The following is a 13,653-nucleotide window of genomic DNA, read 5'->3' on the forward strand; positions in this document are numbered from 1 at the left end:
ATTCAATCAGGAAGGAGACAGCCATGAACTTCACCCACGAACACGACGAGTTGCGCCGCACGCTCAAGCGCTTCATCGACACCGAGATCAACCCCTACGTCGAGGAATGGGAGGAAGCCGAGATCTTCCCCGCGCACCAGGTGTTCAAGAAGATGGGCGCCCTGGGCCTGCTGGGCCTCACCAAGCCCGAGCAATACGGCGGCTCGGGGCTGGACTACTCCTACGCCATGGTCATGGCCGAGATGCTGGGCCACATCCACTGCGGCGGCGTGCCCATGGCCATCGGCGTGCAGACCGACATGTGCACGCCGGCCCTGGCCCGCTTCGGCAGCGACGAGCTCAAGCGCGAGTTCCTCGCCCCGGCCATCGCCGGCGACATGGTGGGCTGCATCGGTGTGTCCGAACCCGGCGCCGGCTCGGACGTCTCGGCCATCAAGAGCACGGCCCGCAAGGATGGCGACGACTACATCATCAACGGCCAGAAGATGTGGATCACCAACAGCCTGCAGGCCGACTGGATGTGCATGCTGGTGAACACCGGCGACGGCCCGGTGCACAAGAACAAGAGCCTGGTGATGGTGCCCATGAACACCAAGGGCATCGAGAAGGCGAAGAAGATCCGCAAGATCGGCATGCATTCCAGCGACACCGGGCTCATCTACTTCGACAACGTGCGCGTGCCGCAACGCTACCGCATCGGCAACGAAGGCCAGGGCTTCATCTACCAGATGCAGCAGTTCCAGGAAGAGCGGCTGTGGGCCTCGGCCAATGCCATCGAGGCGTTGACCAACTGCATCGCCTGGACGGTGGAGTGGGCGCAGGAACGCAAGCTCTTCGGCGCCGCGCTGGCCGACCAGCAGCATGTGCAATTCAAGCTGGCCGAGCTGAAGACCGAGGTGGAAGCGCTGCGGGCCCTGACCTACCGCGCCTGCGACCTCTACATCTCGGGGCAGGACGTGACCGAACTCGCGTCGATGGCCAAGCTCAAGGCCGGCCGCCTCATGCGCATCGTGCCCGATGCCTGCCTGCAGTTCTGGGGCGGCATGGGCTACACGCTGGACAACCGGGTGTCGCGCCTCTTCCGCGACGGACGCCTGGCCTCCATCGGCGGCGGTGCGGACGAGGTGATGATGGGCATCATCGCCAAGACCATGGGCATCGCCAAGCGGCCGGTGGCATGAAGCTGCTGCGCGAACGCGAGGGCGCGGTGGAGCGCTGGGTGATGAACAACCCGGCGCAGCGCAATGCGCTGGATGACGAGGTGGTGGAGGCCTTGCATGCGGCCTGCGCGGAGGCGTCACGGGATGCGTCGCTGCGCTTCATCGTGCTCACGGGTTCCGGCGGCAGCTTCTGCGCGGGCGGCAACCTGGGCGGGTTTGGTTCGCTCATCGGCCAGCCGCTGGCGGCCGGCGAAACCGATCCGCTGATCGCGATGAACATGCGCTTCGGCGACCTGCTGCAGGCCTTGTGCGCGCTGCCGCAGGTGCTCGTGGCGACCGTCGACGGGCCCGCGATGGCCGGTGGCTTCGGGCTGGTGTGCTGCGCTGATTTCGTGATCGCGAGCCGGGGCGCAAGCTTCGCCACGCCCGAGGTCACACTGGGCATCGCGCCGGCGCAGATTGCGCCGGTGGTGTGGAAGCGGCTGGGTGATCGGGCAGCGCGGCAGCTGCTGCTGCGGGCGCAACGCTTCGATGCGGTGCAGGCGCAGGCGATGGGCCTGGTCGACGAGGTGGCTGACGACCTGGCCGCGGTGACTCAGTCCTTCATCCAATCCCTGTCTGTTGCCGCGCCACAGGCCGTGGCCGTCACCAAGAGGCTGCTGCGAGAACTCGATCAGCACGCCACCAAGGACTTGCGCCTCGACGCCGCACAGGCTTTCGCCGCCTCGCTGCGTGGCAGCGAAGCCCCCGAAGGCCTGGCCGCCTTCGCCAGGAAGAGAGCCGCATCATGGGCACGGTGACGCGGCTGCTCATCGCCAACCGCGGCGAGATCGCGCGGCGCATCATCCGCACCGCGCATCGCATGGGTGTTACCACGGTGGCGGTGTTCTCGGACGCGGATGCGCAGGCCTTGCATGTGAAGGAAGCGAGCGCCTCGGTCGCACTGGGCGGCAATGCCTCGGCCGACACCTACCTGCGCATCGACAAGCTCATCGCCGCGGCGCGCGCCACCGGCGCCGACTCGGTGCACCCTGGCTACGGCTTCCTCAGCGAGAACGCCGACTTCGCACAGGCCGTGATCGATGCCGGGCTCACCTGGGTCGGGCCGCCGCCGCAGGCCATCCGCGACCTGGGCAGCAAGTCCGCCATCAAGCGCCGCGCGCACGAAGCCGGCGTGCCCTGCCTGCCCAGCCATGCGGGAGAAGACCAGTCGCTTCGCCGATTCATCGACGAGGCCGAACGCATCGGCTACCCGGTGATGGTCAAGGCCGCGGCTGGTGGTGGTGGACGCGGCATGCGCCTGGTGCACCGGGCGAGCGACCTGCCTGCGGCGCTGGACAGCGCGGCGTCGGAGGCCAAGTCCGCCTTCGGCAGCGACGAACTGCTCATCGAACGCGCGCTGCTCTCGCCCCGGCACGTGGAGGTTCAGGTCTTCGCCGACGCGCGCGGCCACTGCATCCACCTGGGCGAGCGAGACTGCTCGGTGCAGCGAAGGCACCAGAAGATCATCGAGGAATCGCCCAGCCCCGCCGTGGATGCGCCACTGCGCGAGCGCATGGGGTCGTGCGCCGTGCGCCTGGCGCAGTCCGCCGGCTACGTCGGCGCTGGTACCGTCGAGTTCCTGCTGGAAGGGCGCGAGTTCTTCCTGATGGAGATGAACACGCGGCTGCAGGTGGAGCACCCGGTCACCGAGGCGCTGACGGGCTTCGATCTCGTGGAGTGGCAGATCCGCATCGCGCGTGGCGAACCCCTGCCGGTGTCGCAGGACGAGGTGCGGCTGAACGGCCACGCCATCGAGGTACGGCTGTGCGCCGAGGACGAGCACTTCACGCCGCATGCCGGCACGGTGCAGCGCTTCGTCGCGCCGCAGGGTGTCCGCGTCGACCATGCGCTGCATGATGGCGCCGTCGTGCCACCCCACTACGACTCGATGATCGGCAAGCTGATCGCCCATGCGTCGACACGCCCGGAGGCGATCGCCACCCTGGCATCCGCGCTGGACCAGACCGTGGTGCTGGGCCTGCCCACCAACCGCGCCTTGCTGGCGCAATGTCTGCGTGACACGGTCTTCGGCCGCGGCGAAGCCCTGATCCCCTTCCTGTCCACACATGGCGACGACATCCGCGCTCGACTCCACGCGGCGCAGGAGTCGCTGCTGCCGCACTGGCTGCACGCGCTGTGGCAAGCCCAGTCAGCGGGCCGCGGCACGCGGCTGACCAGCCCGTTCAACCGGCCGTTGCGCGTGCGCCATCGCGGTCGCACCGTCGATGCCACGCTGAACGAACAAGGCGCGAGACTGTGCGTCACGGTGGATGGCAACACCACCGAATTCGACCTCCATTCGCCTGCGCAATCCGCCCGCACACACGATGGCTGGCACCTGCAGATCGACGGCATCGACACCTTCATCGAAGACGCCAGCTTCGAGCCCGCGACAACCGGCCATGGCCACACCGCCCCCACGCTCAAGGCACCCTTCAGCGGCAAGGTGGTGGCGCTGCACGCCCGTGCGGGGCAACCCGTCAGCGCTGGCGAGGTGCTGCTGGTCATCGAGTCGATGAAGCTCGAACACGCCATCAGCGCCCCGCGCGACGTCGTCATCGCCAGCCTGGCCGTCGAGCCGGGCCAACAGGTCTCATCCCAACAACTGCTGCTGAGCTTCGCATGAACGACGAATTCATCGAACAACGCCACGCCCTGGTGGACGCGGTGACCCGTTTCGCGCAGCGCGAAGTCGCCCCGAACGTCCACGCCTGGGAAGAAGCCGGCGAGTTCCCGCGCAGCCTGTACGCGCAAGCCGCCGCGATCGGCCTGCTCGGCCTGGGCTACCCCGAGGAACTGGGCGGTACCACGGCGTCGTGGCGCATGCGCCTGGCCAACGCCCAGACCTTTGCCCGCTTCGGCGCCAGCGGCGGCGTGCTGGCCGGGCTCTTCTCGCACAACATCGGCCTACCGCCCATCCTCGCTATGGGCTCGCCCGAGTTGCAGCGCCAGATCATTCCGCCCGTGCTGCGCGGCGAGAAGATCGCAGCCCTCGCCGTCACCGAGCCCAGCGGCGGCAGCGACGTGGCGCGCATCCGCACCACCGCCGTCCGCGAAGGCGACCACTACCGCATCAATGGCGAGAAAGTCTTCATCACCTCCGGCGTGCGCGCCGACTGGCTCACCGTGGCCGTGCGCACCGGCGACGGCAGTGCCCGCGGCCTGTCGATGATCGCCGTGCCCGGCGACAGCCCGGGACTCACGCGCACCAACCTGCAGAAGATGGGCTGGTGGTGCTCCGACACCGCGCAGATCCACTTCAAGGACGTGCTCGTGCCTGCCAGCCACCTGCTCGGCGATGAGGGCGCGGGCTTCAAGGCCATCATGGACAACTTCAACGGCGAGCGCCTCACGCTGGCCGGCGCGTCGCTGGGCTTTGCGCAATGCTGCTACGACGAAGCGCTGGATTGGGCAAGGCAGCGACAGACCTTCGGCGCGCCGCTCATCGAGCGCCAGGTCATCCGCCACAAGCTGGTGGACATGCAGATGCGCATCGCCTCCACGCAGGCCTGGGTCGATGCGCTGGGCGACCGCGCCGACGCCGGCGACAGCTCGCCCGACTGGGTGGCGCAGGTGTGCATGCTCAAGAACCACGCGACGCAGACCATGCAACACTGCGCCGACCAGGCCGTGCAGATGCTGGGTGGCATGGGCTACATGCGCGGCATGAAGAGCGAACGCATCTACCGCGAAGTGAAGGTGATGATGATCGGTGGCGGCACGGAGGAAATCATGAAGGAGCTGGCCGCGCGCCAGATGGGACTGTGACCAAGGCAACGCCAAAGACACAGGGCTTCGAGCCCGAGTTCATCGACAAGCTCAAGGAGATTTTCGAAGAGCGCATCGTCTTCAACCAGTTGCTGGGACTGAAGATCGACACGCTGGGCGCCGAGGAAGTCACCGGCCACATCGACATGCGGCCGGAACTCATCGGCCATTTCGCGCACCAGCGCCTGCACGGCGGCGTCATCAGCGCCACGCTCGATGCGATGGGCGGGCTGGCCGTCATGGCCGCCATCGGCGCGCGGCACATGGACGAGGCGCCCATGCAACGCCTCATGCGCTTCGGCAAGCTGGGCACGATCGACCTGCGCATCGACTACCTGCGCCCGGGCATCGGGGAGCGCTTCGTGCTGAAGGCGCAGGTGATGCGGCTGGGATCGCGTGTGGCGTCGACGCGCATGGAATTCCTTGGCGCCGATGGGAAATTGCTCAGCACCGGCGCCGGCGCATATATCGTGTCCTGAGGCAGGCCTTTTGCCTCCGAATCTACAAAGACTTGTAGGACCACACAGCCCCCGCGATTCGTAGACTGGCTTGGAGTCTTCACGGACTCACCAGCAATCATTCGAGTCGGGGAAAACATGGCTTCTGCAGTTGGGAAGACAGGCGCTTGGTGCCTTGCGCTGAGGTCATCGCGCTTCGCCACGATGGCGTCTCTCGCGGCGCTGTTCACTGGCGTTGCGGCGCATGCCGCCAAAGTGACCGTGCTCACTTCGTTCCCGTCCGAGGTCGTGAGCGTCTACAAGAAAGCCTATGAAGCCTCGGCTCCTGGTGTGGATGTCGAGGTCGTCAGCAAGAGTTCGAGCGACCTCGTCGCCACCTTGAAGAAGATGCCCACCGGGCAGCGGCCGGACGTGGTGTGGGCGTCGGATCCCGGTGCATTTGCCGCCATGGCACACCAGGGCTTGCTGAGTCCGGCGGCGGAGTTGCGCAACACGAGCATTCCCACCCGGATCGGCAGCTTTCCGATGAACGGGCCCGACAACCTCTACTTCGGACAGGCGCTGTCGGGCTACGGGCTGATGTGGAACCGGGACTACCTTCGCCAGAACGGCCTGCGCACGCCGTTCAGCTGGGCCGACCTGGCCCGCCCGGTCTACTTCAATCACGTGGCGATGTCGTCGCCGCTGCGCTCGGGCACGACACACCTCACGGTCGACGTGATCCTGCAGGCCGAAGGCTGGGACGCCGGCTGGACGCAGCTGCTGTTCATTGCCGCGAACTGCGCGGCCATTTCGCCCAAGAGCGGCGACGTGCCCACGCTCGTGAAGGAAGGCAAATCAGGCGTGGGCCTGGTGGTGGACTTCTTCGGCCTGTCGGCCAAGGCGAGCGGCGCTCCCGTGACCTTTGCCTACCCGGAACGGACGGCCGTGCTGCCGGCGAGCATCGCGATGGTTGCCGGCAGCAAGGCCCCGAGGGAAGGCGAACGGTTCATCAAGTTCGCGCTGTCCACCCCGGGCCAGGAATTGCTGTTCGAGAAGGCCATCAGCCGCATGCCGGCATCGCCCTACGCCGCAGCGTCGCTGAAGGTGCCTTCGGACTTTCCCAACGTGTACGCGGTGGCCCGCAAGACGCCGGTGAAGTTCGACCTGGCCTTGTACGAAGAGCGCCGGGAACTCGTGGCCGCCTTGTTCGAGCGCACCATCACCCGGGCCCACGCCGAACTGCGCCAAGCGGTCGATGCGTTGATCAAGGCCGAACGCATCCAGGAGAAGGCACCGACGGCCGAGAACGCCGAGAGAATCCGGCAGGCGCGGGAGCTGATCGGCAAGCCCGTCGTGCCGTTCGCCGACTATGCGACCCAGCGCAAGCGAGACGACCTCGCGCTGGCGGGCACGGAGGCCGTCGCTCACCCCTGGACCGTGCTTGCCAAGCTCAACTATGCGCAGGCGACCTTGCTCGTCAGCTCGGTGGGGAAGTCCAAGCCGTCGGATCGGTGAGCCCGGCAAATTGCGCTGCAGCCCTCTTCGGGCATGCAGCCGCTCAAGCCTGCGCGAGGTGCTTGAGGATCGACGGCGCGACGCTGTCGAAGGCCACGGCAGGCGCCATGTGGCCTTGCCGGTCCAACACCTCCAGCCGCGCCTGCGGGTTCACCGCCACAAGAGATCGCGCCATCTCCTTGGCAGCGGCGGTGGTGCGCTCGCCCATCACCACCGTCAACGGAATCTGCAGCTTGCAGTCCTCGAAACGCAGCGGGTCTTGCGCCTGGCCGCGAACCTCCAGGTACATCTTCCAGCCGAGGCCGCGTGATCGGGCCCTGGCGTTCTCGGGCATGGCCTGCCAGGCGCCGCGGCCGTTCCAGTGGTCGATGAACTCTTCCAGCCATGCATCGTTGCCGCCGTTGGAGACATCCAGGCTGCGCAGGGCCGGATGGCTGAACAGGCGCTCGACGTCCGCGGCCACGTCCAGGCGCAACTGCGGCAGGCGGTGATTGAGCGCGCCGTACATCACGGGCTCGTACAACCACAACGACTTCACCGGCACGCGCGGCTGCAGCGCCATCTTCAGTGCGACGAGCCCGCCATACGAATGCCCGCCCAGATGCACAGCCTTCACGCCCGCCGGGAGTTGCTGCCAGGCGGACTCGACGTCGTCGTCCAGCCCCGCCGGCACACCGCGCGGCAGACCGTCGAACGGCGGGTAGCCGCGGTTCGAGGGGGTGTGCACCGTCCAGCCCGCAGGCAGCAGGCCTTGCAGCCGCTGCCACATGAAGGGGCCGGTGCCGGTGGAGTGGATGAAGATCGCATCGTGGGCCATGGTGTCCTCGTCGTCGCCGCTCCGGGCAGCGCTTTACTTGCATGATGCAAGCAAGCATATCCCACCAACTTGCATGAAGCAAGTAAACTCCCGGACACCATGCGCCGCACTTCCTTCGCTTCCATGACCTGCCCGGTCGCCCGTTCGCTGGAGCAGATCGGCGACTGGTGGACGCTGCTGCTCGTGCGCGAAGCCTTCTACGGCACACGGCGCTTCAAGGACTTCGAGGCCAACCTGGGCATCGCACCCAACATCCTGAGCACGCGACTGTCCAAGCTGGTGGAGCACGGCATCCTGCACGTGGCCGAGGCGACGGCCTCCGGCAAGGCGCTGGAATACCGGCTTACCGACAAGGGCCGCGACCTGTTCCCGGTCATCGTGGCGGTGGCGCAGTGGGGCGACAAGCACGCCGTGGGTGCCAAGGGGTCTCCCATCCGCATCGTGGAGCGTGAGACCATGAAGGAGATCGCACCGCTGCGGGTCCGCTCGCAGGACGGCCGAGCGCTGGACGTGCGGCAGCTCGCCGTCATCGACGGACCCGGCGCCAGCAAGGCCGACCGCAAGCGTCTCGAGGATGCCCGCAAGCGCCGGGAGGAGCAGCAGCGCGGCGAGCCCTGAAGGCGACGGCACAATCCGGCCTCATCACAGGAGGACCCATGACCGCATCCGGATTGCGCCTGCACGCCGCCCCCGTACTGATGAGCCTGGCCGCCTTGCTCGCGGCCTGCGGCAAGAAGGACGCCACCCCGCCCACGCCTGCCCCGGTGGCAACGCCCGTGGCATCTGCGCCGGCCGCACCGCCGCCGGCCTCCGCCGCGTCTGCCCCAGTGCCCGCTGCATCAGCCGTGCCGGTCGCCTCCACTGATCCCGATTCGCCCACGCCGCTCACCGCCCGCGAGCTGAAGGGCCAGGGGCTCAAGTCGCGCATCAGCTACTACTACGCCTTCAAGTCCGCGACGGGCGCCATCAAGCTGACCGCCACAGCAAAAAACCTGCCCAGCGGCTCGACCAATGCGCTCACCGTCGGCCTGTACGACACCAAGGCCAACCGCCTGTGCTACGACACCGCGGGCAACACCACCAGCGACAAGACCTTCACCGTCAACTGCACCATCGACAAGGCGCAGCCGCTGGTCCTGCGGCTGGACCTGAGCGAGGAGACCATCGACTACACGGTGGCGATGGACGGGCCAGTCGAACTTGCAAGCGCCTCGGCCGCCGCAGCCTCTGCTCCCGCCCCGGCCGGCGTGGGCAGCACCGACATCGACGAGCCCACTCGCCTGTCCACCAACCGCATCAAGAGCGCGGGCAAGGGCCAAGGGGCGTCGTACTACTACGCGTTCAATGCCGGCCCTGGTGAACTCACGCTCACCATCGACGGCAAGAACAGCGCCACCGCCACGGCGGAAGCCTTGCGTGTGGGCCTGTACACGCAGCGCTCAGAGCGCATCTGCCAGACGCAGCTGGGCAACACCACCCTGGACAAGCGTGCGGTCGAAAGCTGCATGGTCGACAAGCGGCAGCCGGTGATCCTGCGGGTGGACGTCAGCGAGTTCACGCTCGACTGGCGCGTGCGCTTCGAGGGCCCCTACGACTTCGAGCCTTTCACACCGCCCAAGCAGATCACCATCGCGCTCGATGCAGCCGTGCTGTTCGATACCGGCAAGGCCACGATCAAGCCCGAGGCCAGGACCACGCTGCATGAAGCCGCCGAACGCATCAAGAAGTTCGCCGACGTGCCGGTGGTGGTGTCCGGCCACACCGACAACGTCGGCTCCGAGGCATCGAACCAGAAGCTGTCCGAGCAGCGGGCGCAGGCGGTGAAGGATTACCTGTCGTCGCAGGAAGGCGTGCCGGCGGCGCGGCTGTCTGCCAAGGGCTTCGGCAAGTCTCAGCCTGTAGCGGACAACGGGTCGGATGCCGGGCGGGCGCGCAACCGGCGGGTGGATGTGACGATCAACGCGCGGTCGTGAGCTTCCGCCGCTTTGCCTGGGCACTCGCACTGGGTGCCTTTTCCAGACTTTGCCTTGCGGACGACGCTGTCCAACGCTGGCAGGATCTGGCACGCGCCGATCTGGAGGCCGTCCACCTCGCCATCGTCGATGGGCATCCGGGCATGCTGGATGAGCTCAACCCCGGCTTCAAGGCCTGGACGGACAAGGGCTACCAAGAAGCCCTGGCGCTGCTGTCTCGCGTGACCAACCGCGACGCAGCACTGTCTCTGGTGAACGACTACGTGACCACCTTCCGGGATGGGCACCTCGTCTATCTCAGGGAATCGGCCGCGCTGCCTCAGGCGGCCGCGCGGACGAACTCCTTCGAGTTCAGGAACGGCCTGCTGTGGATTCGCGCGGCGAACTTCGGCCTCACTACGGATGACGCGGCGTCATTGCAGACCATGCTTCGCCAACTGGCCGGCCTGCGGGGCGTGAAGCAGATTGTCTTCGACCTGCGCGGCAACGGCGGTGGCGACAGCTCGGTGGGCGACCGAATCTTCGACGCCGCCACCGGCGGACTGGACTTCGACCTCGCCGGGTTGGACAAGCTTCCACGGATCCACGCGCAATGGCGCGTCTCGCCGATTGCGCTCGACGCCGCACGACGGCGCCTGGACCGCCGGATCGAGGTGTACGGCCCCGACAGCGACAACGCTCGCAACAGCCGCGCCTTCCTCGCCGCCATCGAACTCGCGCACAGCCGTGGCAGGACGTGGTTCGACCAGGATGGCGGCTATCGCATCACGCGCCAGGACGTGGTGTCCCGCCACGGCCGCCTGCGCCGCTTCACCGGCCCCGTGGTACTGGTGACCGACGGCGGCTGCGTGAGCGCCTGCCTGGACATGGCCGACAAGGTCAGGCTCGTTCCCGGTGCCGTGCACATCGGGCGGACCACCGGCGCGGACTCGGTGTACATCGACGTCGCATGGATTGCGCTGCCAAGCGGCAACCAGCTCATGCTTCCGTTGAAGGTATGGCGTAACCGGGTCCGGGGCAACAACGAGCCGCTCGTTCCGGACATTCCCATCGATGGCGACATCGACGACGATGCCGCCGTGCATCGGGCAGCACTGGCCGCGATGCCGGCCGCGCGTCGACACTAGGCCGCCGCCGGCATCCCCTTGCGTTCCGTCACCAGCAAATCCGTCGCCACGGCCGCCGGCGACGGCCTCGAATGCAGGAAGCCCTGCACGACATCGCAGTCCCAGCTGCGCAACGTGGCTTCCTGGGCCACGGTCTCCACGCCCTCGGCCGTCACCGACAGGCCCAGGCTGTGGGCCAGCTCGATCACGGTGCGCACGATGGTGTCGTCGCCCTCGCTGTTGCCCAGCTGCATGATGAAGGAACGGTCGACCTTGAGCCGGTTGAGCGGGAAGCGGCGCAGGTACGACAGGCTCGCGTAGCCGGTACCGAAGTCGTCGATGGCCAGGGCCAGCCCGAGCGCACGCAGGGCGTGCAGCTGCGAGATGCTGGCTTCGGCATCGTCCATCACGCTGCCTTCGGTGATCTCCAGCTCGATCTGCGCCGGGTCCACGCCGGTGGTCTGCAAGGCGGCGCGCACGGTGGTCATGAAGTCGGGGTGGTTGAACTGCCGCGGAGAAATGTTGACCGCGACCACGGGCCGCCCCAGCCCCGCATCGGCCCAGGCCTTGGCTTGGCGGCAGGCCTGGTGCAGCACCCACGAACCCAGGCGCACGATCAACCCGGACTCCTCGGCCAGTGGAATGAACTGCGCGGGCGACACCATCTTGCCGTTGTCATGCCAGCGGATCAGCGCCTCGAAGCCCTTGATGCCGCCGTCGCGCAGGTCACGCTGGCCCTGGTAGTACACCTCGAAGTCGCCGTGCTCCAGCGCCTTGAGCATGCGCGTTTCCATGTGCAGCTTGTCGCGCTGGGTGTTGCCCATGCGGGCGTCGTAGATGACGTAGCTGTTGCCCGGCTCCGCATGCGCCTGCAGCTTCGCGAGTTCGGCCAGCCGCGCGACCTCCATGACCGAGGTCGCATCGGTCGGGTACTCCGACGCGCCGACGCCGATGGAGACGATCAGGTCCTGGTTGCCGATCTTGAACGGCGCGTCCATCGCCGACGTCAGCGCCTCCAGCGTCTTGCGCAAGCGGGTTTCGTTGCCGGCGAAGCGGTAGATGGCGGCGAAGGTCACGCCGTCGACGCGGTAGAGCTGGCCACCGCACTGCAGGACGACCTCCTCCAGCCGCTGGGCGATCTGGCACAGCAGGTTGTCGCCCTGCTGGTGGCCCACGCTGCCCACGATGAGCCCGAACTGCTTGATGGACACCCACGCGCCGCTGAAGGGTTCGCCGTTCATCGCGACGACGTCGCGCTCCATGGCGCGGCGGTTGAACAGGCCCGTCACCAGATCGTGGTTGCTCGCGAACTCCAGCGTCTCGTTGTTGAGCCGCAGCTGGCGGTTGGACTCGCGGGCGCGCAGGTACAGGCGCCACGCCACCACCACGCCGATGGCCATCGCGCCGGCCAGCAGCAGCATGAGCAGGCGTTCGGTGTTCCGGCGCGCAATCTCCACTGCCTGCAGGGTGTTGTCGTGCTCCAGCTTGTCCATCTGCCGCTGGCGCTGCTGGAAGCTGGATTCGCGCTGCAGCGCCACGACGGTGCTCTGCCGGTCGCGGCGCGCGAGTTCGGTTTCCAGCAGCAGCGATTCACGCAGGCGCTGCAGGGCGGCGGCGGCATCGCCCGCGCGCTCCAGCGCCGCGGCATAGCGGTTGATCTGGATCAGCAGCTCGGCGTCGCGCTTCTTGTGCTCCAGCGCGGCCACGCCGTCGTCGGCTGCCTTCTTGCCGGCTTGAAGACGGCCGGCACCGATGTCGGCCAGGCCGAGATTGATGGTGGCCCGCGCGGCGTTGTCGGGGTCGTGCAGTGCCTCGGCATGGCTGCGTGCACGCGCGGCGTAGTCGCGTGCCGCGTCGAAGTCGCGCACGCTGAGGTACATGCCGGAGAGGCTCAGCAGCGTCTCCATCTCGGTGCTGAGGCCGCCCACGCCGCTGGCCTGTGAATTGAGCTTGGGGTCGGCCCCCGGACGGATCTGCTCGGCCAGGGCCATCGCCGAGCGGCGTGCCCGCACGCCATGCTCCTTCTCGCCGTGGGCTTCGGCAGCCAGCGCCTCCAGCACCCAGCCGGAAATGACGAGCGAGCTGTCCTGGGCCTGTGCGCCCAGCTCGCGCACGCGCACGGCATCGCGGATGGACGCATCGAACATGCCCTTGACCAGGCGCAGCGGCGCCAGGCACTGGTAGGCCTGCGCTTCGCGTCGCGGGTTGCGGCTTTGCCGGGCCGCTGCCACCGACGCCTCGAACAGGCGGATGCCTTCGTCGATGTGGCCATTGGACGTGGCCAGGTCACCGGCCGTCATGGTGACCCAGTAGTGCAGGTCGGGGCTGCCCACCGTTTCGGACAAGGGCACGGCGCTTTCGATCCAGCCGAAGGCCGCGCGGACCTGGCCGGAGAACGAGAGCATGGCCGCCTTGAGCGTGTAGGCCGAGGCCAGCGCCGCGTTGTTGTGGGTGCGCTCGCCCAGGTCGGTCAGTTCCTCGATGGCGGCATCGGCCACCGCGGGCTTGTCGATCGACGCATGGGCGTAGCCCCAGGCGGCCAGGAAGATGCGCAGGTCGTCGCCGCCGGCCGCGCGGGCCTGGGCTTCAAGCGCCTGGAGCTGGCGGATGACCTCGTGAGGCGCATTGCCGTGCTTGGCTTCGATGGCGAAGACCGCATCGCCGATCGGCCCCGCCACTGCCGAGGCAGCCAGGCCGAAGACGAAGATCGCCGCGGCCAGCACGAGCCGACCCCACCGCACGATTCGGCGGCAGGACGAGGCATGGGTGATGGGCGTTGGGCGGACCACATCGGGTTATCGGCCCGCCGGCGGGCAGGCTTGACGCGGCCGC

Annotated in this window: 11 protein-coding genes; 9 read left to right on the plus strand and 2 right to left on the minus strand. The window is 67.7% G+C overall.

Annotated elements, in window-relative coordinates:
• The first annotated feature begins 23 nt into the window (after positions 1-23).
• The 6 genes from DZC73_RS01605 (at position 24) to DZC73_RS01630 (ending at position 6,925) form a co-directional block, all read left to right on the plus strand.
• Positions 24-1,181 carry an acyl-CoA dehydrogenase family protein gene (locus DZC73_RS01605; RefSeq protein WP_124538447.1) on the plus strand — a complete coding sequence of 386 codons (1,158 nt, stop codon included), beginning with the start codon at positions 24-26 and terminating at the stop codon, positions 1,179-1,181.
• Positions 1,178-1,960, plus strand: coding sequence for an enoyl-CoA hydratase/isomerase family protein (locus DZC73_RS01610; RefSeq protein ID WP_124538448.1), 783 nt, complete (start codon positions 1,178-1,180; stop codon positions 1,958-1,960). Before DZC73_RS01605 ends, DZC73_RS01610 begins: the two co-directional genes overlap by 4 nt.
• Positions 1,948-3,828 carry an acetyl/propionyl/methylcrotonyl-CoA carboxylase subunit alpha gene (locus DZC73_RS01615; protein WP_407924080.1) on the plus strand — a complete coding sequence of 627 codons (1,881 nt, stop codon included), beginning with the start codon at positions 1,948-1,950 and terminating at the stop codon, positions 3,826-3,828. Before DZC73_RS01610 ends, DZC73_RS01615 begins: the two co-directional genes overlap by 13 nt.
• Positions 3,825-4,970 carry an acyl-CoA dehydrogenase family protein gene (locus DZC73_RS01620; protein WP_124538449.1) on the plus strand — a complete coding sequence of 382 codons (1,146 nt, stop codon included), beginning with the start codon at positions 3,825-3,827 and terminating at the stop codon, positions 4,968-4,970. The genes DZC73_RS01615 and DZC73_RS01620 overlap by 4 nt, the downstream gene beginning before the upstream one ends.
• On the plus strand, positions 4,967-5,449 hold the full coding sequence (locus DZC73_RS01625) for a thioesterase family protein (RefSeq protein ID WP_124538450.1): 483 nt from the start codon (positions 4,967-4,969) through the stop codon (positions 5,447-5,449). Before DZC73_RS01620 ends, DZC73_RS01625 begins: the two co-directional genes overlap by 4 nt.
• Positions 5,450-5,689: 240 nt before the next feature.
• Positions 5,690-6,925, plus strand: coding sequence for an ABC transporter substrate-binding protein (locus DZC73_RS01630; protein ID WP_161974413.1), 1,236 nt, complete (start codon positions 5,690-5,692; stop codon positions 6,923-6,925).
• Between the two features lie 43 nt (positions 6,926-6,968).
• Here DZC73_RS01630 and DZC73_RS01635 read toward each other — a convergent pair whose 3' ends face one another.
• Positions 6,969-7,742, minus strand: coding sequence for an alpha/beta fold hydrolase (locus DZC73_RS01635; protein ID WP_124538452.1), 774 nt, complete (start codon positions 7,740-7,742; stop codon positions 6,969-6,971).
• Between the two features lie 99 nt (positions 7,743-7,841).
• Between DZC73_RS01635 and DZC73_RS01640 the strand changes: the two genes are divergently transcribed.
• From DZC73_RS01640 to DZC73_RS01650, 3 genes are read left to right on the plus strand one after another with little or no spacing between them, the layout of a single operon-like run.
• A complete protein-coding gene (locus DZC73_RS01640) occupies positions 7,842-8,360 on the plus strand; it encodes a winged helix-turn-helix transcriptional regulator (RefSeq protein ID WP_124538453.1) in 519 nt (172 codons plus the stop codon).
• Positions 8,361-8,398: 38 nt separating this feature from the next.
• Positions 8,399-9,715: an OmpA family protein gene (locus DZC73_RS01645; RefSeq protein WP_124538454.1), complete on the plus strand. Its 1,317-nt coding sequence runs from the start codon at positions 8,399-8,401 to the stop codon at positions 9,713-9,715.
• On the plus strand, positions 9,712-10,842 hold the full coding sequence (locus DZC73_RS01650) for a S41 family peptidase (protein ID WP_124538455.1): 1,131 nt from the start codon (positions 9,712-9,714) through the stop codon (positions 10,840-10,842). The genes DZC73_RS01645 and DZC73_RS01650 overlap by 4 nt, the downstream gene beginning before the upstream one ends.
• Here the strand turns inward: DZC73_RS01650 and DZC73_RS01655 are convergent.
• A complete protein-coding gene (locus tag DZC73_RS01655) occupies positions 10,839-13,562 on the minus strand; it encodes a bifunctional diguanylate cyclase/phosphodiesterase (protein ID WP_124538456.1) in 2,724 nt (907 codons plus the stop codon). The genes DZC73_RS01650 and DZC73_RS01655 overlap by 4 nt on opposite strands.
• Between the last annotated feature and the right edge of the window lie 91 nt (positions 13,563-13,653).

This window comes from Rhizobacter terrae (assembly GCF_003852895.1).
Classification (GTDB): Bacteria; Pseudomonadota; Gammaproteobacteria; order Burkholderiales; family Burkholderiaceae_C; genus Albitalea; species Albitalea terrae.